This is a genomic window from Caballeronia sp. LZ034LL, from assembly GCF_031451215.1.
Lineage (GTDB): Bacteria > Pseudomonadota > Gammaproteobacteria > Burkholderiales > Burkholderiaceae > Caballeronia.
This window is the reverse complement of record NZ_JARUXR010000004.1, coordinates 354,170-374,845: the sequence shown is the minus strand read 5'-3', so window position 1 is coordinate 374,845 and position 20,676 is coordinate 354,170. Positions and strand designations below refer to the sequence as shown.

Sequence of the window (20,676 nt, the reverse complement as noted above, 5' to 3'; positions counted from 1 at the left end):
GCGAAAAATGCGGTATCCGACCACCACTGTCTGGGACAGATTCGCGTACTTGCTGCATCAGCACGATATGCAAATTGCTCGCGACGCCCGCAAGTCCGCGCTACAGCAGGATCGGCGTGCAGAAGCGAGCAACGCGCGTGTCCTAGCCAGCGGACATTTCCCGACTAGAGTCAGCGATAATCGCGTTCGCCCAACGCCGATGCTCAAGTAAAAACGACATTCCATGACTCAAGACGACCACCAGCCCGCCGACTCCTCCGCACCCGCGCCCGATCCCGACCGCAACGGCAACGTCACGACCGGCGTCACGGGGCTGGACGATATTCTCGGCGGCGGGCTTGTCGAAGGCGGCCTGTATCTGATCGAAGGCATGGCGGGCGCAGGCAAGACCATCTTGTCGTCGCAGATCGGCTTTCACCGCGTCGCACAGGGCGACATGGTGCTGTACATCACGCTGATCGCGGAGTCGCATACCAAGCTGCTGTCGCATCTGAAGGCCATGTCGTTCTACGACGCCGATGCCATCTCCGACCGCATGCTGTTCGTCTCCGGCTATCACGAACTGATGCGCGACGGCCTGTCCGGCTTTCTCTCGCTGATCGCCGCGACGATCAAGACGAGCCGGCCGCGCTTCATGGTGATCGACGGTTTCCGCAGCGCCCGCGAGTTCAGCTCGACGGAACTGGAACTGTCGCAGTTCATCCACGAGTTGTCCGCCTTCGTCAGCGCCGCGCGCTGCACCACGCTGATTCTCGCGCCGCTCTCCGGCAACGAGCCGCACCCCGAACACACGCTGGTGGACGGTCTCATCGAACTGAACCGCTACAACACCGGCATGCGGCGCGCGCGCGAGATCGAGGTGCACAAGCTGCGCGCCCGCGATCATCTGCTCGGCAAGCACTTTTTTAAGATCACGGACCAGGGGCTCGTGACGTTCCCGCGCATCGAGGCGACCGCCGCCGAAGACGGCGACATCCCGGACTTCACGAGCCGGCTCAGCTTTGCCTTCCCCGACTTCGACCAGATGCTCGGCGGCGGCGTGGTGCGCGGGTCGACCACGACGCTCGTCGGTCCTTCGGGCGTCGGCAAGACGCTGATGTCGCTCAAGTTCCTGCAATCGGGCATCGAGCGGGGTGAGCGCTGCGTCTACTTCGGCTTCTATGAATCGCCGTCGCGGCTGATCGCCAAGGCGCGCTCGGTCGGCGTCGATCTCGAGCCCGCGTTGCAGGACGGCCGGCTCACGATCCACTGGCATCCGGCCGTGGAACTGGCCATCGACGAACTCGCCAACGAATTGCTGGGCGCCGTGAAGAATGCGAAGGCGTCGCGCCTCGTGGTGGACGGCATCGACGGCTTTCATCAGTCCGCCAACCGCGTGGAACGCTTCGGGCTGTTCCTGAACGCGCTGTCGCACCGCCTGCGCGAAGCCGGCGTTACGACGGTCCTGACCGAGGAAATGCCGCTCTACGGCGAATCGCGGCAGCCGGCCACGCTGCGCGCCTCCGCGATGACCGAGAACATCGTGCTGCTGCGCTACATCGAGGCGAATTCGTCGCTGTACCGCATGGTGTCGATCGTCAAGCAGCGCGAAGGCGCGCACGATTCCGCCATTCGCAGGCTCACCATCGACGCACGCGGCCTGCACATCAGCGACGGCTTCATCGGCCCGACAGGTCTGCTGTCCGGTCATCCGTCGGCCGGGCCCGCGCTCTCCGTGTCCGATCCCGGCGCGCGGTCATGAAAAAGATCCTCGTCGTCGACGACGAATTCGACATCCTCACCACGTGGCGGCTCGTACTCGAGATGGAGGGCTACGAGGTGTCGACCGCGTCGAACGGACGCACGGCGCTCGACGCCGCGCGCTCCAGCCCGCCCGCGCTCGTCATCACCGACTGGATGATGCCGCACATGAACGGCGTCGAACTCATCGACGCCCTCGCCGCCAGCGACGGCTTGGCGCACGTGCCCGTCATCCTGATGAGCGCCGCAGCCCACGCGCCCGAGATCAGCCATCCGCACGCGCAGTTCCGCCGCAAGCCGTTTTCCATCGATGACCTGATCGACACGGTCCGGGGGCTCATCGGTCCGGCGTGACAATGCTGGGCACGAACCGTGCTGCTGACATGCGTTCCCTCGTGGCGGAATGCACGAGGGTTTTCTAGGAACCGCTCAACCGAAATGGAGGCACCATGGTGCAGGATCAGGTAGAAGGCGCGGCGCAAAAGGTCGCCGGCAAGGTGCAGGACGCGGTCGGCGCGCTGACGGGCGATGAACAGTTGCAGGCCGAAGGCAAGGTGCGTCAGGCCTTCGGCAATCTTCAGGAAAGCTATGGGCAGACGGTGGACCACGTGCGCGTGGCCGTCGCCAGCCAGCCCATTCAGGGCGTGCTGATTGCCGCCGCCGTGGGCTTCGTGCTCGGCGCGTTGTGGAATCGCGATCGCTGATGCATCCGGCGCGCTCGCCCCGCGCCGAAGAGATGGACCCGCAAGCCGGTGCCTCGTTGCACCGGCTTCGTTTTTTACGGCGCCTCGCGCGCGAAGCCTGCAAATGACACAGCCCGCGCGCAACCGATGCCGAGCACGGCGCAGGCGATCGCGAGCACACCGTGCGTCCCGTCGATAGTCAATGCCGTGGCAAGCCCCGCCGCCGCCAGCGCGCTCAACAGGCTCGCCACGGGTACGCCGAACGCGAGCGCCAGATGCGCGCCGATCAGCATGAGCATCGCGACGGCCGTCAGCGCCGCGAGCCCGCCCGGCTGCGCGCCGAGCGCATAAGCGAGCGCCGCGCAGGCGCCGGCCATCGCGAGGTGCAGCGGCGTGCGCCATCGTGTCCAGTCCTGCACGCGAAAGCATGCCGCTAACGCCAGGCCGCCGACGCATATCGCCCACACGCCATCAGGCCATTGCGCGGCGACGAAAGCCAGCGTGACCAGCACGCTTTGCAGCGACACCTGCGGCCGCCGCCAGCCGATCACCGCCAGCACGAGCAACGCTGCGCCCGGAAGATCCGACATCCTGCGCTCCCTCAGGCCGCCAGCACGTTCGACAACGTGCCGATACCCGCAATCGACACATCCACGCGCGCCCCGTCCTTGATCGAGCCGACGCCGATCGACGTGCCGCACGCGATGACATCGCCGGGCACGAGCGTCATGTCCTGCGACAACAGGCTCACCTGCTCGGCGGGCGAAAAGATCATGTCGTCGAGCGGATAGTTCTGCCGTTCGACGCCTTCGAGCGTCGTCACCACGTTTGCCGTGCGCCAGTCGAAGCCGTTGCCCGGCGTGACGATCGCGGGACCGAGACAGGTGAACGTGTCGAAGCCTTTCGAGCGGCACCATTGCGCGAAGTTGGGATCTTCCTGCAACAGCTCGATGGCCGTCACGTCGTTCACGCAGGTATAGCCGAAGATCGCCGCCTCGGCCTCCTCCACCGACGCCCCGCTCACCGTCCTGCCGATCACGATGCCCAGCTCGCCTTCATACGCGATCTTGCCGTGATAGCTGCGCGGCCGCCGGATCGACTCGTGCGGGCCGATGACCGACATCGGCGGCTTGATGAGAAACAGCGGATGCTGCGGCGGAGCCTTGTCGAGCTTGCGCGACAGCGCGTAGTAGTTGTTCCACAGCGCGATGACCTTGCTCGGCTGACAGGGCGCGAGCAGCGCGAGATCATCGACGGCCCAGGTGATCTCGGTCGGGCGCGGCGCGTCGAACATCGCGCCGTCATGCTGCACCACGCGGCCCGAATGCGGGTCGAGCGTGCCGAAGCCGATGCGGTCGTCGGCGTCGCGGAAACGAATCCAGTGTGTCATCGCTGTCTCCCTTTGGAAAAAGGAGCGCGGGCATGCGTGGCCCGCGCTCTCTCGTCCCCTCCTCCATGCTCCTCAGATCAGACCCGCGCCGCGCGCCCACTTGTACTTCGCGCCGAGCACCGCGACGGGCAGCTCGGTGGAATACGCATAGGCCGGCACGCCGTGCTCGTACAGGTACTCGGCAGCTTCCTCGACCTGCACGTCGCCCGCGAGCGACGCGACAATAGGCTTCTCGATCCCGCGCGCCTTCATCTCCTCCTTCACCTCGATGACCAGCTTCGCGAAGACCATCGGCGGCGTGATGATGGTGTGCCAGTAGCCGAGGATGATCGAATGGATGCGGTCGTCTTCCAGGCCGAGGCGGATCGTGTTCTGGTAGGTCGAAGGCGGTTCGCCGCCGGTGATGTCGACCGGATTGCCCGCCGCGCCGAACGGCGGAATGAACTTGCGGAAGGCTGCGTCGAGATCGTCGGGCATGGTCATCAGCGAGAGACCGTTGTCGACGCACGCATCCGACAGCAGCACGCCCGAGCCGCCCGCGCCGGTGATGATGACGGTGTTCTCGCCCTTGGGCGTCGGCAGCTTCGGAATGCCGCGCGCGAATTCGAGCAGGTCGCGCAGCGAGCGCGCGCGAATCACGCCGCATTGCGCGAACACGTCTTCGTAGATCTTGTCGTTGCCCGCGAGCGCGCCGGTGTGCGAACTTGCCGCGCGCGCGCCGAGGCTCGTGCGGCCGGCCTTCAGCACCACCACCGGCTTCTTCTTCGACACGCGCCGCGCGGCTTCGGCGAAGGACCGTCCGTCTTTCAGATCCTCGCAATGCTGCGCGATGATCTCGGTGTTGTCGTCCTGTTCGAAGAAGGTGAGCAGATCGTCTTCGTCGATGTCGCTCTTGTTGCCGAGCCCGACGATCGCCGAAACGCCCATCTTCGCCGAGCGCGAGAAGCCGATGATCGCCATGCCGATGCCGCCCGACTGCGACGACAGCGCCGCCTTGCCCTTCACGTCATAGGGCGTGCAGAAGGTCGCGCAGAGGTTCTTGGGCGTGTAGTAGAAGCCGTAGATGTTCGGGCCCATCATGCGGATGTCGTACTGGCGCGCAATCCTGACGATCTCTTCCTGTCCCTCGTGATTGCCGGTCTCCGCGAAACCCGACGGAATCAGCACGGCGCCCGGAATCTGCTTCTCGCCCACTTCCACCAGCGCCTGCGCGACGAACTTCGCCGGAATCGCGAACACGGCGACATCGATCACGCCCGGCACGTCCTTCACGCTGCGGTACGCCTTGCGGCCCATGATCTCGTCGGCTTTCGGATGGATCGGGTAGATGGCGCCCTGATAGCCGCCGTTGATCAGGTTCTTCATCACCGAGTTGCCGATCTTGCCGTCCTCGTTCGACGCGCCGATCACCGCAACCGCATCCGGCTTCATGATGCGGTTCATCTGCGTGACGATCTGTTCCTGCGTGGGGCGATAACGCGGCGTGGCGGGCTCGAAGTCCATCACGATGCGCACGTCCGCCGCGACCGCGCCGCCCGGGCTCGCGAACACGGGATTCAGGTCCATTTCCGAGATCTGCGGGAAGTCGTCGACGAGCTGCGACACGCGCTGGATCAAGGTGACGAGCGCCTCGCGCTGCACCGGCTCCGCGCCGCGCACGCCGCGCAGGACATCGGCGGCCTGGATGCCGTCGAGCATCGACGCAGCTTCTTCATGCGTGACCGGCGCGAGGCGGAACGTGATGTCCTTCAGCACTTCGACCAGCACGCCGCCGAGCCCGAACGCGATCAGCTTGCCGAAGGACGGATCCGTCACCGCGCCGATGATCACTTCCTGTCCCGCACCGACCATCTGCTGGACCTGCACGCCGATGAGCGTCGCGTCGGGCGCGTACTTGCGTGCGTTCGAGATGATGGTGTCGAAGCCGGCTTTCGCTTCGGCCTCGTTTTTCACGCCGACCAGCACGCCGCCCGCCTCGGTCTTGTGGAGAATCTCCGGCGAGACGATCTTGAGCACCACCGGAAAGCCGATGAACGAAGCGAGCTTCGCTGCATCGTCGGCGGACTTTGCCACGCTTTCCTGCGGCACGGCGATGCCGTAGGCATCGCAGACGAGCTTGCCTTCGGGCGCCGTGAGCGACGTGCGGCCTTCGGCCTTCACGCGCTCGAGCACTTCGGCGACGCGGCGTTTCGCATCGGGGGCATGGAGCGGCGCGACGTAGGGCGTCTGCGAGGAAGAACGAGCTGCTGCGCTGTGTTCGTGGACCACCGTGCTGTTCATGTCGAGTGTCTCCATTTCTTTTGGGCGTGCAGGGGCCTGCGCCGCCTTCTTTCGAAGGCGGACGTCAGTGAATGACAGTGGGTTCAGATCGCGCCGAGGCTCTTCAGCGTGGCAATCTGGTCAGGCGTGTAGCCGAGTTCGGCCATGACTTCGTCGGTGTGTTCGCCGAGCAGCGGCGAGCGCACGACTTCGGTCGGGCTGTCGGAGAGCTTGATCGGGTTGCCGACCGTGAGGTACTTGCCGCGCACCGGATGATCCACTTCCACCACGGTGCCGGTCTTGCGCAGCGACGGCTCTTCAGCGATCTCCTTCATCGAGAGAATCGGGCCGCAGGGAATGTCGTGCTTGTTGAGAATCTCCATGGCCTGGAACTTGGTCTTCGACATGGTCCAGCGCTCGATCTCGTCGAAGATGTCCTTGAGGTGCGGCAAGCGTGCATTGGGCGTCTTGTAGTCCGGATGATCGATCCATTCCTCACGGCCGATCACCTTGCAGATCTCGCCCCACACCGGCGCCTGCGTGATGAAGTAGATGTACGCGTTCGGATCCGTTTCCCAGCCCTTGCATTTCAGGATCCAGCCCGGCTGACCGCCGCCCGATGCATTGCCCGCGCGCGGCACCGCCTCGCCGAAGCTGCCATTCGGATACTGCGGATATTCCTTCATGACGCCCGTGCGTTCGAGCCGTTGCTGATCGCGTAGCTTCACGCGGCAGAGGTTCAGCACGCCGTCCTGCATCGCGGCGAGCACACGCTGGCCGCGCCCGCTCGTATTGCGCTGATACAGCGCCGTGACGATGCCGAGCGCCAGATGCAGCCCCGTGCCCGAATCGCCGATCTGCGCGCCGGTGACGGTGGGCGGGCCGTCGTCGAAACCGGTGGTGGAGGCCGCGCCGCCCGCGCATTGCGCGACGTTCTCGTAGACCTTGCAGTCTTCATACGGTCCCGGCCCAAAGCCTTTCACCGACGCCACGATCATGCGCGGATTCAGTTCCTGGATACGCTCCCACGTGAAGCCCATGCGGTCGAGCGCGCCCGGCGCGAAATTCTCGACCAGCACGTCGCATTGCTTGACGAGCGTCTCCAGCACCTTCTTGCCTTCGGGATTCTTCGTGTCGATGGTGATCGAACGCTTGTTGTGGTTCAGCATCGTGAAGTAGAGGCTGTCGGCGTCGGGGATGTCGCGCAACTGCTCGCGCGTGATGTCGCCGGCGCCCGCCCGCTCCACCTTGATGACGTCCGCGCCGAACCACGCGAGCAGCTGCGTGCAGGTCGGTCCCGACTGGACGTGCGTGAAGTCGAGAATCTTCACGCCGTCGAGCGCCTTGCCCGATGTGTTCACTTTCACCGTCATGGCTTGTCTCCGAAACTCAATCGATGTTTGTAGGTTCGACGTTTATTTGTACATCGTCTGCGCCATCGTGCCGGGCGCGTAGACGGTCGGATCAACCCAGATGTTGATGACCGCGCTCTTGCCCGTCTTCGCGACCGCTTCGCGCGCCCGCTGCAGCGCGCCGGCAATCTTCGAGGCTTCCCGCACTTCCTCGCCGTAGCCGCCGAGCATCTCCGCGAAGCGGCCATACGGCACGTCCGAAAGCAAATTGCCCACGTTGCCGCGCTCGTCGCCGTACTTCGCGAGCTGGCCGTAGCGGATCTGGTTCATCGCGGAGTTGTTGCCGATCACCGCGATGTACGGCACGCCGAAACGGTTCGCGGTTTCCATGTCGAAGGACGTCATGGAGAACGCGCCGTCGCCGTAATAACAGAGTACTTCTTTCTCCGGATTGGCCAAGCCCGCCGCGATCGCGAAGCCCGTGCCGACGCCCAGCGATCCCAGCGCGCCCGGATCCATCCACTGGCCCGGACGGCGCGGACGCACGGCCTGCGCGGAAATCGTCACGACATCGCCGCCGTCGCCGATGTAGATGGTGTCGTCGGAGAGAAACTGGTTGATTTCGTGCGCGACGCGGTACGGATGGATCGGGCTCGCGTCCGACGTGAACAGCGGCATCAGCTTGGCCGTCGCGGCTTCTTCCAGCGCCGAGAGTTCGCGCATCCAGGCCTGGCGCGCCTGGCGCTTGTCGTTCTTCAGGCGGCCGCTCGCGGCTTGCAGCGCGGCACCGAGAATCGCGCCCGGATCGCCGACCAGACCGAGATCGATGTCGCGATTCTTGCCGACCGTGCGGTAGTCCATGTCGATCTGCACCAGCTTGAGGTCCTTGCTGATGCGCTTGCCGTAGCCCATGCGGAAATCGAACGGCGTGCCGACGATCACGATCAGATCCGCCTTCGCGAAAGCCTGCGAGCGCGTGCGGTCGAAGTGATGCGGGTCGCCCGGCGGCAGCAGACCGCGGCTCGCGCCGTTGAAGTAGCCGGGAATATCGAGGCCGCGCAGCAACGCGATGGCTTCCTCATGACCGCGCGCGGTCCACACTTGCTGGCCGTAAAGGATGGCGGGCCGCTCCGAGTTCACCAGCAAGTCGGCGAGTTGCTCGATCGATGCCGGATCGCCGACGGATTTCGTCGACGCCCGATAGCGGCCGGGCTGCGGAATCACGGCTTTGGTCTGGTCGATTTCGCGGTCGAGCACGTCGCGCGGAATCTCGAGATACGCCGGGCCGGGCGCGCCGTTGAAGGCTTCGCGCGCGGCCATCGAGATCATGTCGGCGACGCGTTCGGTGCTCGGCACGGTCGCGGCGAACTTGGTGATGGGCGCCATCATGTCGACGTGCGGCAAGTCCTGCAGCGAACCCATCTTGTGCTGCGTCAGCGCGCCCTGCCCGCCGATGTGGATGATCGGGCTTTCGGAGCGGAACGCCGTGGCCACGCCGGTGACGGCGTTCGTGCAGCCGGGACCGGCCGTCGTCACGACGCAGCCGAGCTTGCCGGTCTGGCGCGCATAGCCGTCGGCCGCGTGCGCCGCCACCTGCTCGTGACGCACGTCGATGATGCGGATGCCTTCGTCGACGCAACCATCGTAGATGTCGATGATGTGGCCGCCGCACAGCGTGAAGATCGTATCGACACCTTCGTTCTTCAGCGCGCGGGCGACCAGATGGCCGCCCGAAATCACGCCGGCGCCGCGCGTCTTCGCCTTAAGGGTGTCATCGGCGGTGGTGGTGGCGGGAGCGGTTTCGGGGCGGCTGCTGACGACTTCGGACATTGTTGTCTCCTCCTCGATGAGAGTGGTGTGCGGTTCCGTCGACCTCGATCGGGTCGCCGTTGCTGTGATATACAATATTCCACACACAGTATTAGTCAACTGTATCCCGCTCGGCGAAAACCCTGTGATGCGGTGCGTTAAGGGTTGATGAGGCCGTCCTTTATGGCTCTCCGTCTCGCGCTTGTCGCAATGCGGCAAACCTGTGTCCCTTTTGGTGACTTCGAAATGCGTCGGCGAACTCGATTGCCACAGATTGATATGTGATATATCGTATTTCAGCGCGTATCGGGAAGCACAGTGCTCCATGTCCGCGCCATTCCCATTAGAGGATTCCGGAGACGAAATGAACATTCACGAATATCAGGCGAAGGCACTGCTGCGCCAGTACGGCGTCGCGGTGCCGGAGGGTCGCGTCGCCTTCACCGCGCAGGAAGCCGCCGATGCCGCCAGCGCCCTGGGCGGCCCGGTCTGGGTCGTCAAGTCGCAGATTCACGCGGGCGGACGCGGCGCGGGCCGCTTCTCGAACGATCCCGAGGGCAAGGGCGGCGTGCGCGTCGTGAAGTCGGTGGAAGACGTGCGCGAGAACGCGCGGAAGATGCTGTCGTCGGTGCTCGTGACCAAGCAGACCGGCCCCGCCGGCCGCCAAGTGAAGCGTCTCTATGTCGAGGAAGGCTGCGACATCGCCCGGGAGCTCTATCTCGGCATGCTCGTGGATCGCGCGACGTCGCGCATCACGATCATGGCGTCGACCGAAGGCGGCATGGAGATCGAGGAAGTCGCGGAACGCACGCCGGACAAGATCCTCAAGGTCGCGATCGATCCGGCCACCGGCCTGCAGCCGTTCCACACGCGACAGATCGCCTTCGGGCTGGGGCTCGCGGGCAAGCAGGTGGGCGCGGCATCGACATTCATCGCGGCGTTGTACCGCGCGTTCGTCGATCTGGATGCGTCGATCGTCGAGGTGAATCCGCTGGTCGTCACCGGTTCGGGCGACGTGATCGCGCTCGATGCCAAGCTCAACTTCGACGACAACGCGCTTTATCGTCATCCGGACATCGAAAAGCTGCGCGACGAGGACGAGGAAGATCCTGCTGAAATCGAAGCGGCGAAACACGGGCTGAACTACGTGAAGCTCGACGGCAATATCGGCTGCATGGTGAACGGCGCCGGACTCGCGATGGCCACGATGGACATCATCAAGCTCTATGGCGGCGAGCCGGCCAATTTCCTCGATGTCGGCGGCGGCGCGACGCAGGAGCGCGTCGCGACGGCATTCAAGCTGATCCTGCGCGATCCCAAGGTGCGCGGCATCCTGGTCAACATTTTCGGCGGCATCATGCGCTGCGACGTGATCGCGCAAGGCGTGGTCGCGGCCGCGCGCGACATCGACCTGCACGTGCCGCTCGTCGTGCGCCTGGCCGGCACGAACGTCGATGCGGGCCGCGAGATCCTGCGCACGTCCGGACTCACCATCATTCCCGCCGACAACCTCGCCGATGCCGCCGACAAGATCGTCAGCGCCGTCGCCGGCGCACGTCACTGAGGAGCACACCGACATGAGCGTTCTGATCGACAGGAACACCAAAGTGATTTGCCAGGGCTTCACCGGCGCGCAGGGCACCTTCCATTCCGAACAGGCGCTGGCTTACGGCACGCGCATGGTCGGCGGCGTGACGCCGGGCAAGGGCGGCACGACGCATCTGGATCTGCCCGTGTTCGACACCGTCGCGGAAGCCGTCGCCCGCACCGGCGCCGATGCCTCCGTGATCTACGTGCCGCCGCCCTTCGCCGCCGATGCCATCCTCGAAGCCATCGATGCGCACGTGCCGTTCATCGTCTGCATCACGGAAGGCATTCCGGTGCTCGACATGCTGCGCGTCAAGCGCGCGCTGAGCGGCTCGGACAGCCGGCTCGTCGGGCCGAACTGTCCGGGCGTCATCACGCCGGGGCAATGCAAGATCGGCATCATGCCGGGCCATATCCATCAGCCGGGGAAGATCGGCGTGGTGTCGAGGTCGGGCACGCTCACTTATGAAGCCGTTGCGCAGACCACCGCCGCCGGGCTCGGGCAGACGACGTGCATCGGCATCGGCGGCGATCCGGTGAACGGGACGAACTTCATCGACTGCCTGTCGCTCTTTCTGGAGGACGACGCCACCGAGGGCATCATCATGATCGGGGAAATCGGCGGATCGGCGGAGGAAGAAGCGGCGCAGTTTCTCAAGGACGCGCGCACGAAGAAACCGGTGGTCGGCTTCATCGCCGGGACGACCGCGCCGCCCGGACGCCGCATGGGCCATGCAGGCGCGATCATCTCGGGCGGCTCGGGCACCGCCGGGGCGAAGATGGACGCGATGAAATCGGCGGGAATACGCGTGGCGGATTCGCCCGCGGCGCTCGGCGAAACCATGCTCCGCGCGATGCGTTAGTCGTTCCGGACGCGCGGCGGGGTCTACCAAACCCCGCCGTCACAGATTGTGTCAGTCGGGATAAGCGGAAGTCGTAACGTACGGATTTCGTCCGACGATCCCGGCTTCGACATGACCCTCTTCTTCCCTGTTGCAATCGCCGCCGCGCTGGCCCTTTCGGCAATCAGCCGGGAGGCGCCAGCGGTTTCCCTCAGTCCTTCCTTCACCGATAGCGCTTCATCCGCGCGCTTCGACAGCAACAGCAACGCCAACATCACGCGTGCGCCCGATGCCGCCGCGGCGTCGCGCGCTGGCATGAGCACCCGTTGCAAGGAACTGGCGTCGTCGATTGCCGCCGCGACGGCAACGCCCGACAGACGGGTCGAGGTGAACGTCACCAAACTCGACGATCAACGCTTCGTCACACAGTCCGTTCGCGACAAGCGCGGCGATCTCGAAGCGCAATCGATGAGTTCCGGTTGTCCGAAGCCTTGATGGCGGGGCGCATCAAACAAAGGCCGCCTGACAAACGCCAGGCGGCCTTCCGTCACAACTGAACCATGCAGTCCGACTCTCAATCCAGGAAGTCGCAATTGGCCTCGACGAACGCAGCCAGATCGAGCGAATGCTGCTTCACGAGCCGCTCGACGAGTTCGGTATCGCGCTTCTCCAGCGCCTCGATGATCCGCATGTGATCGACGATCGAACGCGATGCGCGGTCGCTCTGCGCAATCGTCATTTTGCGAATGGCGCGCACGTGCACGAAGATGTTCTTGATGGTGTCGAAGATGATCTCCGACTTCGACAGCCGCACGATCGCCGAGTGAAACGCGATATTCGCTTCCGAATATTCGTCGATATGCTCGGCCGGCGTGGAATCGCGGAAGTTGTCGAACATGTGGCGCAACTGGGCGATTTCCTCGTCCGACGCGCGCTGCGTGGCGAGCCGCGCCGCCATGCTTTCCAGCGCCGCCCACATGTGGATCATTTCGACGATTTCGCGCTTCGTCTTGCGCAGGATATACACCCCGCGGCGCGGCACGGTGCGCAGAAAACCTTCCTGCTCCAGCAGCGTCATGGCCTCGCGAATGGGCGTGCGGGACACGCCCAGCGCTTCGGTCAGCTCTTTCTCGTCGAGACGGATCTCTTCCCGCGAACGGTAGATGTCCGCCTCGGCGATGGCCTGCCGCAGCTTGGCATACGCCTGGTCGCGCAGCGACACCGTGGCGTTGATCGGCTGCAGCGAGAGCGTAAGTCCCGAGGTGCGGGCTTCCGGCCGTTCTACGGATTGAGTATCAGATGGCATTGATGGCTTGATTTCCCAAGTGCGGACGGCCAGCGTCGATACGCTTGCCCGAACCGCCGTTCTGGTCGTCCGCCGCGAGACCGGCAAAGCGACCGTGATTCTGCGCGCGCTGCAGCATGCTCTGCGGCACCGCCGATGCAATCATAAACGTAACACCCATACCCACGGCAACCAGCGCGAAACCAACGACAACCAACAGGGCGATGCTCATTTCAGGCTCCAGTCGAATCACTCAAGAGCCCTGAGTATATGCTGCGTCGCAACAGGACGCAACATATTTTGCATCTTGTATATCAGAAACAAAGCTGAGGCCATGGATGCAGTTTAGGCCGCTTTTTGCGGCTGCGGAGACGACGCGGGCTTCGCGGTGCCCTGGTTTACGCCCTCGCGCAGCTTGATCAATGCGAGAACGGCATCGAGCATCGGCGTTTCGACGTGCACCAGTCGGCCGATTTCCTGCACGACGGTCATCAGCGGATCGATTTCCATCGGCCGTCTGGCCTCGCAGTCCATCAGCATCGAGGTCTTGTGCGCGCCGACCGCGCCCGCGCCGTTGATGCGCCGTTCCACGTCCACCCTGAAATTCACGCCGATTCTGTCGCCGATGGCCTTCGCCTCGAGCATCATCGCCTTCGAGAGCGCGCGGGTGCCGGGATCGCTGGTGAGGACGTCGAGCGTCGCGCCGGTGAGCGCGCTGATCGGGTTGAAGCAGAGATTGCCCCACAGCTTGAGCCAGATTTCGTCGCGGATGTTGTCGCGCATCGGCGCTTCCATGTCCGCCTTCGCCATCAGATCGTGCAGCGCCTGCAGACGCGGCGTGATCTCCCCGCTCGGTTCGCCGATCGGAAACTTCTTGCCATAGTGATGCTCGATGACGCCCGGCTCGGCGATCTCCGCCGCCGGCAACAGCACGCAGCCGATCGCACGTTCCGGCCCGAACACGTCCCATTGCCGTCCGCCTGGATCGACGCTTTGCAGCTTCGTGCCTTCGAGTTCGTTGCCGTGCTTGTAGAAATACCAGTAAGGCAGGCCGTTGACCGCGGTGACGATCGCCGTGTCCGGACCGAGCAGCGGGGGGATCAGGTCGACGACGCCGGGAATCGAGTGCGCCTTGAGCGCGATGATGACGAAGTCCTGCGGGCCGAGTTCAGCGGGATTGTTCGTGCAGCGCACCTTGACGGTGTGCTCCTCGCCGTCGATGCGCAGTTTGACGCCGTGCGCCTGCATGGCCGCGAGGTGCGGCCCACGCGCGACGAAACTGACATCGGCTCCCGCACGCGCCAGTTGTGCGCCCATATAGCCGCCGATTGCACCGGCTCCGTACACGCACATCTTCATGGTTCGTCTCCTGAGTTGTAGCTTGATGTCTTCTGATATACAAGATACTACATTCCGTATGGAGCAGGAACAAGGCGTAATCGGTGCGGACGGGCACGCCAAAACCCGCATGCGCCGTTGGCGCCGCGAGTTGTAAGGAAGATGGAAAACGCTGGTCAGACTTCGGCGATCTGGCTGCTGCCGACAGTATGCGACGACGATGCGATGACGTGTGACCACACGCTCGCCGCGCTGGCGCGCAGCGCGTGGCCGCGACGGCGCACCAGCATCAGCGCGCGCTCGGTGGCGGGGATGAAAGGAAGGAGATGGAGCACGGCGGGATCGCAGGACGTGCGCGTGTGCATCGGCAGGATGCCGACGCCCAGGCCGGCCTGGGTCATGTGCGCGATCGCGGACGCCTGGGTGAAGCGCTGCCGCACCGCGCCGCTCACGCCGTGCAGCGCCAGCGCGGCCTCGATGGCAGCGAGACTGCCGGTGTCGTCGTCGAGCAGCAGCAAGGGTGTGCCGCGCAGCTGGCGCCAGTCGAGCGCCGCAGCCCCGGCCCATCGATGCGATACCGGGACCACTGCCGCCAACGCGTCGGGATAAAGCGGTTCGGCGGAGAGTTCATCCAGCGTGTCGGGCGCGATGACGAGGCCCATATCGGCTTCGCCTGAGCGCACCAGCTGCAGCACGGCGTTCTGCGGCCGGTCCAGCACGACCACGGTGACATCCGGCAGACGCGCACGGCACGAAGCGAGCAGCGCGGGCAGCACGCCTGCCGCCAGGCCGCCGCCGCACGCGAGATTCACCACGCCCGGCTCGGCGCCGGATTTGCCGTGCGGCCGCAGCGTCGCTTCCAGTTCCTCGACGAGCGGCGCGACCCGCGCGAGCAGCTTGCGGCCCGTATCGGTGAGCGTGACATGACGCGTGGTGCGATCGAAGAGACGCAGCGCGATTTCTTCTTCGAGCTCGCGGATGCCCCGGCTGACCGCCGATTGCGTGACACCGGATGCATCGCCCGCGCGCGTGAAACTGCGATGCCGCGCCAGCGTCACGAACAACCTCAGTTGATGCAGCGAGACACTGAGCGCCGGCGCGACGTGATCGGTTGAATCGTCCGGATCGCTCATGCCTGCGCCGCCCCGCTTATTGCACCGTCTTGTGCGACCCGTCCCAGCCGGCCTGGAACGACGCATTCACAGACGATTCACTCGACGCCTGCGCGACGGTGTTGTCGATCCAGCGCTTTCTCATCGGCGCGAGCACGAACTTCGCGCACAGCCCCGCCGCGATCGAGGTCACCGCCGCCGCAGTGAACACCGCGTTCCACGACCCGATCGACGCGAGCACCGACGCCAGCGGCACCAGCATCGACGCCGTGCCTTTCGCGGTGTACAGCGTGCCGGCATTGGCGGCGGCGTACTTGCTGCCGAAGGTATCGGCGCAGGTTGCCGGGAAGATCGAGAAGATCTCGCCCCAGCACAGGAACGTCAGCGCCGCGAACAGCATGAAGAGATACGGGTTGTGGCCGAACTCCATGAGCCCGAGCAGCGCGATGCCCTCGCCCAGGAAGATGATGAACATCGTGTTTTCACGGCCGATCTTGTCGGAGATGAAGCCGCACAGCGGACGCGTGAAGCCGTTGCACAGATTGTCGATCGACAAGGTCATCGCGAGCAGCGGCAAGGTGATGCCGAACAGGTTCACCGGCATTTTCGCGAAGCCGTATTCCTTCGCGATCGGCCCGAACTGCGCAGTCGCGATCACGCCGCCCGCCGCGACGAACACGAACATCAGGTACAGCACCCAGAAGATCGGCGCACGCACCATCTGGCCGGTGGTGTAGTCGATCTTCGTCGCCACGATGCGCTTCGCCGGAACGATGCCCGCCGGTGGCTTCGGCCGTACCAGCATCAGCGCGAGCACGAAGATGCAGACGCCCTGCAGGATGCCGAAGAACATGAACGCGTGCTCGTAGCCCGAGCGCTGGATCATGTTCGAGATCGGAATCACCGTGACCGCCGCACCCGCGCCGAAGCCGGCTGCCGTCAGTCCCGCCGCGAGGCCGCGCTTGTCCGGGAACCACTTGAGCGCCGTGCCCACGCAGGTGCCGTACACGCACCCCGCGCCCACGCCCGCCACGACCGCCGCGATGTAGAGATGCACGAGGCTGGTCGCGTGGGCGTCGATGATCCAGCCGAGCGCCGCGCAAATCGAGCCGCCGATGACCACCGGCCGCGGCCCGAACTTGTCGACGAGCCAGCCTTCCACGGGCACGAGCCAGGTTTCGGTGACGATGAAGATGGTGAAGGCGGTCTGGATCGCCGCCTGACCCCAATGGTGCTTGGCGTCCATTGGCACGACGAACAGCGTCCATGCGTACTGCAGGTTGGCGACGAGTCCCATGCAGATGATGCCGATCACCAGCTGGAACCATCTGTTGTGATGACGCCCGTGCGACTGCCCGGACACAACCGTGTCTGCGCTTGCCATGTCTGTCTCCGTTGTGTTTCTCAGCGCTCGTACGGCGCTTGATGTGCTGCGAGAAGCCGGCGCGACGCGTCGGCGGCGGGCGGTCGGTCAGGAGAAGGGTTCGGTCCAGACGGCGTGGGCGGGAGGCCGCCGGTCTGCGGGCGTGCGGCGCATGGCGCGCGCGCTGAAGCGGGCGATCGATTCGCACATCGGGCAAACATCCGCGTCAGGCGATCGAAGAATCATGTCGAGCGATTCCCAGTTGAGTCCGGATGATTCGAACCAGCCCTTGCAGGCTTCGCGTGCTGATTGATGCGTGTGCTGATTGATGCGGGGCGCTTCTGATATGTCGCGCGCGGTTCGGTCGATGCCTGGGGCCAGCATGGCCGCTCGCGCCTGGTGGGACTGTCCGCCTTACAACTGATGGGGACGTGAAAGCATCGTGGAGGAGAAAAACGATTAAGGAAAGTTAGAAAAAATTATTGTATAAATTCAGTATCGTTAATGGATGAGGGATTGCCGTGCTCCGCAACGCCACCCTGCGTCAATTGAAGATCTTCGCAACCGTCGCAAGGCGACTGAGTTTTTCCCGCGCTGCCGAAGAGCTGTACCTCACGCAGCCAGCGGTTTCCACGCAGGTGAAGCAGCTCGAAGAACACGCGGGACTGCCGCTGTTCGAGCAGTTGGGCAAGAAGATTTACCTGACGCCGGCCGGCAACGAAATGCTCCATCACAGCCGCGCCATCCTCGAACAATTCCGCGAAGCCGACGACGCCATGGCCCGCCTCAAGGGTATTTCCGGAGGCACGCTGAATGTCGCGGTCATCAGTGCCGGCGATTACTTCTTTCCGCGACTGCTCGCCGCCTTCACGCTGCGCAATACCGACGTGCGGCTCAATCTCGCCGTTCATAATCGCGAGGAACTGCTGCACCAGTTGTCCGACAATCTCACTGACCTGGCCGTCATGGTGCGTCCGCCGCGCGACATGGATACCGTGAACGTGTCGTTCGCACCGCATCCGTATGTGATCGTCGCGCCGCCGGATCATCCGCTCGTCGGGCGCCGCGATCTTCCGCTGGAGGCGCTGGCCGACGAGCCGTTCATCGTCCGCGAGCGCGGCTCCGATACCTGGAATTCGATGGAGGAAGGCTTCGCCGGACGCCTGACGAACCTCAACGTGGCGATGGAGATCACCAGCACCGAGACCATCAAGCAGGCGGTGATCGCCGGCATGGGGCTGAGCTTTCTGTCTGCTCATACCATCAGCATGGAGTTGCAGATGGGCAAGCTGGCCGTGCTCGATATCGAGGACTTTCCGGTGATGCTCAACTGGTTCGTCGTGCATCGCAACAACAAGCGCCTGCCGCCGGTGGCGCTTGCGTTCAAGGACTTTCTGATCCAGGAAGGCGCCGCGCAGATCGAGGCGATCACACAGATCGTCGCCACGACGGGCAAGCCGAATACATAAAGCTTTATCAATACATACTCGAAGAAAGTTTAACTGTCGTGTATGGATCGATTTTTCTATCCTGCGATGAAGCCCCCCGGCCAACAGGAGACGATCATGATCCAGGCAATTCACGGCGATGACCGCGAAGTTCAGGCGCAGGTCTGCGCATTTAACACGGCTTTCGAAGAACTCGACCTGATGTTCCGCTGGGACGCGCAGACGTACCGCTCGCTGGCCTCCGCGGACAGCGACTACGGCAGGATCGCGCAGTACATCGAGATGCATTGTCCGCATCTCCTGAAGGCGTACAGCGCCGAGTTCCTTTGCCAGGCTATCGTGGAGCGAAAGAATTCGATGGTCGAAGCGTGCCGGCAGAACACCGTCCAGTATGAGGACAGCACGCAGCGCGCGCGGCTCTGGCGAGCGCGCGATCGGGAAGCGATGCAGTTTTGAGCTGCTTTTCTTCTGCTATAGAGAGACGGGCGGCCCGGACACTCCGGGCCGCCCGTTTGCGTTCGGCTCTTCAGGGCGCCAGCGCCACCCACACAGCCTTCGGCTCCGTGAAGTTTTCGATCGCGACATCGCCGTGCTCGCGGCCGAAGCCGGAATCGCCGCTGCCGCCCCACGGCAGCCGCACGTCGGTGTAGCCGTAGGTATTGACCCAGACGGTGCCCGCCTTCAATCCGGCCGCCATCCGGTGCACCCGGCCGATATCCGCGCTCCACACGCCTGCCGCCAGACTGTACGCGGTGCCGTTGGCGATGCGCAGCGCGTCGGCTTCGTCGTCGAACGGGATCACGCTGGCCACCGGCCCGAAGATCTCTTCCTGCGAGATCCGCATCTCGTGCTCGACGTTGGCGAACACCGTCGGCTCGATGAAATAGCCGCGCTCGCCGACGCGTCTTCCGCCGGTCACGAGCGATGCGCCCTCGCCCTTGCCGATGTCGACGTATTCCAGAATCGTCTTCATCTGCTTGGCAGAGATGACGGGACCCATGTTGGTCTCGCGCTGCGTGGGATCGCCGAGCTTGATGGTGCGGGCGCGTTGCGCGAGCCGCTCGACCACCTCGTCGTACACGGCGCGCTGCGCCAGGATGCGCGAGCCCGCCGAACAGACCTGCCCCGCATTGAAGAAGATGCCTGATGCCGCCGCGCGCACGGCGCCGTCGAGGTTGGCGTCGGCGAAGATGACATTGGCCGACTTGCCGCCCAGTTCGAGCGTGACGCGCTTGAAGTTGCCCGCGGCGCCCTGCAGGATGCCGCGTCCGACCGACGGCGATCCGGTGAACGTCACCTTGTCGACGCCCGGATGCGCGACCAGCGAATCGCCGACGACCGAGCCCTTGCCGGTCACGATATTGAGCACGCCAGCCGGAACACCGGCTTCGAGCGCGAGGCGGCCGAGCATCAGCGCGGACAGCGGCGTGATTTCGGCGGGCTTCACGATCAGCGTGCAGCCGCAGGCGAGCGCCGGCGCGATCTTCCACATGCCGATCATCAGCGGGAAGTTCCATGGCACGATCGCCGCCACCACGCCGACCGGTTCGCGCACGGTGTACGTCAGCGCGTCGGGCCGCGCGGGCACGACCTGACCGTTGATCTTGTCGCACCAGCCGGCGTAGTACGCGAGCGTATCGATGGCGGCGGGAACGTCCTGACGCTGCACCGCCGCAATGGGCTTGCCGCCGTCGAGACTTTCGAGCGCGGCGAGTTCATCCTGATTCTGGCGCAGCAGTTCGGCGAACTTCATCAGGATTCGGCCGCGCTCGGCTGCGCGGATCGCGTTCCATGGTTTCAACGCGGCGCGAGCGGCCTGTACGGCGCGATCGACATCGGCGGAGGTGCCCTGCGCAACCTGGGCAATGGGGTTTTCGGTGGCGGGATCGAGGTTGGTGGAATAGTCGCCGCCGCCGGGCGGCACCCACTCACCGTTGATCAGCAAATCATAGCGCTTCAAGTCCGTCTTGCTTTCCATGTCTCGCTCCATGTGCTTTTCCAGACTCCGTCATGGTGAGCCAGAAAAATCATTCACGAAACCAAGACATTCTTATCGTTCATATAGGGCGGGATGAATGGATCATCGGCACGGCGGGGCCGAAGACATCAGTAGAGGGAGCGGTAATCCCATGCAAGCGAGTCCAGTTCACCGCTCATGAACTTCTCGTAGCTGGCGAAGAAACTGCGCAGGTTGTCCGGATCTTTCCTGAGATAGGCCAGGCCCAGCACGACGAAGCTCACACTATCCGGATTGAACGGCATCTTGGGCGCGAAATTGTCGATGACATCCTGTAGCTGGCGCTTGACCATGTTCTTGTCGGCGTAGAGCGCTTCCAGCGCTTGTTGTCCAAGGGGTTGTTCCGTCCCGGTGCGTATTTCGGACGAAGGTGACCGGCCGTTTCGGGATCGTGACCGGCGATTTCGGCAACGTGACCGGCCGTTTCGGGAACGTGACCGAACGGACCGGA

21 protein-coding genes are annotated in these 20,676 nt (G+C 64.4%); 8 read left to right on the top strand and 13 right to left on the bottom strand.

Annotated elements, in window-relative coordinates; all coding sequences use genetic code 11:
- The first annotated feature begins 223 nt into the window (after positions 1-223).
- The 3 genes from QCE83_RS29045 (at position 224) to QCE83_RS29035 (ending at position 2,444) form a co-directional block, all read left to right on the top strand.
- Positions 224-1,741, top strand: coding sequence for an ATPase domain-containing protein (locus QCE83_RS29045; RefSeq protein ID WP_309819363.1), 1,518 nt, complete (start codon positions 224-226; stop codon positions 1,739-1,741).
- The gene (locus QCE83_RS29040) at positions 1,738-2,094 is read left to right on the top strand and encodes a response regulator (RefSeq protein WP_309819361.1); all 357 of its coding nucleotides are present in this window, start codon (positions 1,738-1,740) and stop codon (positions 2,092-2,094) included. The genes QCE83_RS29045 and QCE83_RS29040 overlap by 4 nt, the downstream gene beginning before the upstream one ends.
- Positions 2,095-2,189: 95 nt before the next feature.
- On the top strand, positions 2,190-2,444 hold the full coding sequence (locus QCE83_RS29035; RefSeq protein WP_309819359.1) for a CsbD family protein: 255 nt from the start codon (positions 2,190-2,192) through the stop codon (positions 2,442-2,444).
- 74 nt (positions 2,445-2,518) lie between these two features.
- Here QCE83_RS29035 and QCE83_RS29030 read toward each other — a convergent pair whose 3' ends face one another.
- The 5 genes from QCE83_RS29030 to QCE83_RS29010 form a co-directional block, all read right to left on the bottom strand.
- A complete protein-coding gene (locus QCE83_RS29030; protein ID WP_309819357.1) occupies positions 2,519-3,013 on the bottom strand; it encodes a hypothetical protein in 495 nt (164 codons plus the stop codon).
- A gap of 11 nt (positions 3,014-3,024) precedes the next feature.
- Positions 3,025-3,813 (bottom strand): fumarylacetoacetate hydrolase family protein, encoded by a 789-nt coding sequence (locus QCE83_RS29025; RefSeq protein ID WP_309819356.1) that lies wholly within the window; start codon positions 3,811-3,813, stop codon positions 3,025-3,027.
- A 72-nt stretch (positions 3,814-3,885) separates the two neighbouring features.
- Positions 3,886-6,093 carry an acetate--CoA ligase family protein gene (locus QCE83_RS29020; protein WP_309819354.1) on the bottom strand — a complete coding sequence of 736 codons (2,208 nt, stop codon included), beginning with the start codon at positions 6,091-6,093 and terminating at the stop codon, positions 3,886-3,888.
- Between the two features lie 83 nt (positions 6,094-6,176).
- Positions 6,177-7,445, bottom strand: coding sequence for a formyl-CoA transferase (gene frc, locus QCE83_RS29015; RefSeq protein WP_309819352.1), 1,269 nt, complete (start codon positions 7,443-7,445; stop codon positions 6,177-6,179).
- A 42-nt stretch (positions 7,446-7,487) separates the two neighbouring features.
- Complete coding sequence (locus QCE83_RS29010) at positions 7,488-9,254, bottom strand: thiamine pyrophosphate-binding protein (RefSeq protein WP_309819350.1); 1,767 nt, start codon at positions 9,252-9,254, stop codon at positions 7,488-7,490.
- A gap of 343 nt (positions 9,255-9,597) precedes the next feature.
- Between QCE83_RS29010 and sucC the strand changes: the two genes are divergently transcribed.
- From sucC to QCE83_RS28995, 3 genes are all read left to right on the top strand, one after another.
- Complete coding sequence (gene sucC, locus QCE83_RS29005; protein ID WP_309819348.1) at positions 9,598-10,797, top strand: ADP-forming succinate--CoA ligase subunit beta; 1,200 nt, start codon at positions 9,598-9,600, stop codon at positions 10,795-10,797.
- 13 nt (positions 10,798-10,810) lie between these two features.
- On the top strand, positions 10,811-11,683 hold the full coding sequence (gene sucD, locus QCE83_RS29000) for a succinate--CoA ligase subunit alpha (RefSeq protein WP_309819346.1): 873 nt from the start codon (positions 10,811-10,813) through the stop codon (positions 11,681-11,683).
- Positions 11,684-11,794: 111 nt separating this feature from the next.
- Positions 11,795-12,157, top strand: coding sequence for a hypothetical protein (locus QCE83_RS28995; protein WP_309819344.1), 363 nt, complete (start codon positions 11,795-11,797; stop codon positions 12,155-12,157).
- 79 nt (positions 12,158-12,236) lie between these two features.
- On the opposite strand, the gene QCE83_RS28990 is transcribed toward QCE83_RS28995, so the two are convergent.
- The 6 genes from QCE83_RS28990 to QCE83_RS28965 all read right to left on the bottom strand — a co-directional run bounded on the left by QCE83_RS28990 (position 12,237) and on the right by QCE83_RS28965 (position 17,144).
- Positions 12,237-12,968: a GntR family transcriptional regulator gene (locus tag QCE83_RS28990; RefSeq protein ID WP_309819342.1), complete on the bottom strand. Its 732-nt coding sequence runs from the start codon at positions 12,966-12,968 to the stop codon at positions 12,237-12,239.
- The gene (locus QCE83_RS28985) at positions 12,958-13,179 is read right to left on the bottom strand and encodes a hypothetical protein (RefSeq protein ID WP_309819341.1); all 222 of its coding nucleotides are present in this window, start codon (positions 13,177-13,179) and stop codon (positions 12,958-12,960) included. The genes QCE83_RS28990 and QCE83_RS28985 overlap by 11 nt, the downstream gene beginning before the upstream one ends.
- Before the next feature lie 113 nt (positions 13,180-13,292).
- Positions 13,293-14,306 carry a 2-dehydropantoate 2-reductase gene (locus QCE83_RS28980; protein WP_309819340.1) on the bottom strand — a complete coding sequence of 338 codons (1,014 nt, stop codon included), beginning with the start codon at positions 14,304-14,306 and terminating at the stop codon, positions 13,293-13,295.
- 155 nt (positions 14,307-14,461) lie between these two features.
- Positions 14,462-15,418, bottom strand: a complete 957-nt coding sequence (locus tag QCE83_RS28975; RefSeq protein ID WP_309819339.1) for a LysR family transcriptional regulator — start codon at positions 15,416-15,418, stop codon at positions 14,462-14,464.
- Positions 15,419-15,434: 16 nt separating this feature from the next.
- Entirely contained in the window at positions 15,435-16,781 is a 1,347-nt protein-coding gene (oxlT, locus tag QCE83_RS28970; protein ID WP_309819338.1) for an oxalate/formate MFS antiporter, read from the bottom strand.
- An 87-nt stretch (positions 16,782-16,868) separates the two neighbouring features.
- Positions 16,869-17,144, bottom strand: a complete 276-nt coding sequence (locus QCE83_RS28965; protein ID WP_309819337.1) for a hypothetical protein — start codon at positions 17,142-17,144, stop codon at positions 16,869-16,871.
- Positions 17,145-17,281: 137 nt separating this feature from the next.
- On the opposite strand from QCE83_RS28965, the gene QCE83_RS28960 reads away from it, so the two are divergent.
- Together QCE83_RS28960 and QCE83_RS28955 are read left to right on the top strand one after the other, a co-directional pair.
- Positions 17,282-18,229: a LysR family transcriptional regulator gene (locus tag QCE83_RS28960; protein ID WP_309819336.1), complete on the top strand. Its 948-nt coding sequence runs from the start codon at positions 17,282-17,284 to the stop codon at positions 18,227-18,229.
- Positions 18,230-18,325: 96 nt separating this feature from the next.
- On the top strand, positions 18,326-18,664 hold the full coding sequence (locus tag QCE83_RS28955) for a hypothetical protein (RefSeq protein ID WP_309819335.1): 339 nt from the start codon (positions 18,326-18,328) through the stop codon (positions 18,662-18,664).
- Between the two features lie 70 nt (positions 18,665-18,734).
- On the opposite strand, the gene QCE83_RS28950 is transcribed toward QCE83_RS28955, so the two are convergent.
- Together QCE83_RS28950 and QCE83_RS28945 are read right to left on the bottom strand one after the other, a co-directional pair.
- Entirely contained in the window at positions 18,735-20,186 is a 1,452-nt protein-coding gene (locus QCE83_RS28950) for an aldehyde dehydrogenase family protein (protein ID WP_309819334.1), read from the bottom strand.
- 128 nt (positions 20,187-20,314) lie between these two features.
- Positions 20,315-20,518, bottom strand: a complete 204-nt coding sequence (locus tag QCE83_RS28945; protein ID WP_309819333.1) for a hypothetical protein — start codon at positions 20,516-20,518, stop codon at positions 20,315-20,317.
- Positions 20,519-20,676 lie beyond the last annotated feature (158 nt).

Bases quoted from the DNA above. Each gene is read 5' to 3' on its own strand.
- QCE83_RS29045 (WP_309819363.1), top strand. From the start codon at position 224: ATGACTCAAGACGACCACCAGCCCGCCGACTCCTCCGCACCCGCGCCC.
- QCE83_RS29040 (WP_309819361.1), top strand. From the start codon at position 1,738: ATGAAAAAGATCCTCGTCGTCGACGACGAATTCGACATCCTCACCACG.
- QCE83_RS29035 (WP_309819359.1), top strand. From the start codon at position 2,190: ATGGTGCAGGATCAGGTAGAAGGCGCGGCGCAAAAGGTCGCCGGCAAG.
- QCE83_RS29030 (WP_309819357.1), bottom strand. From the start codon at position 3,013: ATGTCGGATCTTCCGGGCGCAGCGTTGCTCGTGCTGGCGGTGATCGGC.
- QCE83_RS29025 (WP_309819356.1), bottom strand. From the start codon at position 3,813: ATGACACACTGGATTCGTTTCCGCGACGCCGACGACCGCATCGGCTTC.
- QCE83_RS29020 (WP_309819354.1), bottom strand. From the start codon at position 6,093: ATGAACAGCACGGTGGTCCACGAACACAGCGCAGCAGCTCGTTCTTCC.
- frc (WP_309819352.1), bottom strand. From the start codon at position 7,445: ATGACGGTGAAAGTGAACACATCGGGCAAGGCGCTCGACGGCGTGAAG.
- QCE83_RS29010 (WP_309819350.1), bottom strand. From the start codon at position 9,254: ATGTCCGAAGTCGTCAGCAGCCGCCCCGAAACCGCTCCCGCCACCACC.
- sucC (WP_309819348.1), top strand. From the start codon at position 9,598: ATGAACATTCACGAATATCAGGCGAAGGCACTGCTGCGCCAGTACGGC.
- sucD (WP_309819346.1), top strand. From the start codon at position 10,811: ATGAGCGTTCTGATCGACAGGAACACCAAAGTGATTTGCCAGGGCTTC.
- QCE83_RS28995 (WP_309819344.1), top strand. From the start codon at position 11,795: ATGACCCTCTTCTTCCCTGTTGCAATCGCCGCCGCGCTGGCCCTTTCG.
- QCE83_RS28990 (WP_309819342.1), bottom strand. From the start codon at position 12,968: ATGCCATCTGATACTCAATCCGTAGAACGGCCGGAAGCCCGCACCTCG.
- QCE83_RS28985 (WP_309819341.1), bottom strand. From the start codon at position 13,179: ATGAGCATCGCCCTGTTGGTTGTCGTTGGTTTCGCGCTGGTTGCCGTG.
- QCE83_RS28980 (WP_309819340.1), bottom strand. From the start codon at position 14,306: ATGAAGATGTGCGTGTACGGAGCCGGTGCAATCGGCGGCTATATGGGC.
- QCE83_RS28975 (WP_309819339.1), bottom strand. From the start codon at position 15,418: ATGAGCGATCCGGACGATTCAACCGATCACGTCGCGCCGGCGCTCAGT.
- oxlT (WP_309819338.1), bottom strand. From the start codon at position 16,781: ATGGCAAGCGCAGACACGGTTGTGTCCGGGCAGTCGCACGGGCGTCAT.
- QCE83_RS28965 (WP_309819337.1), bottom strand. From the start codon at position 17,144: ATGCTGGCCCCAGGCATCGACCGAACCGCGCGCGACATATCAGAAGCG.
- QCE83_RS28955 (WP_309819335.1), top strand. From the start codon at position 18,326: ATGATCCAGGCAATTCACGGCGATGACCGCGAAGTTCAGGCGCAGGTC.
- QCE83_RS28950 (WP_309819334.1), bottom strand. From the start codon at position 20,186: ATGGAAAGCAAGACGGACTTGAAGCGCTATGATTTGCTGATCAACGGT.
- QCE83_RS28945 (WP_309819333.1), bottom strand. From the start codon at position 20,518: ATGGTCAAGCGCCAGCTACAGGATGTCATCGACAATTTCGCGCCCAAG.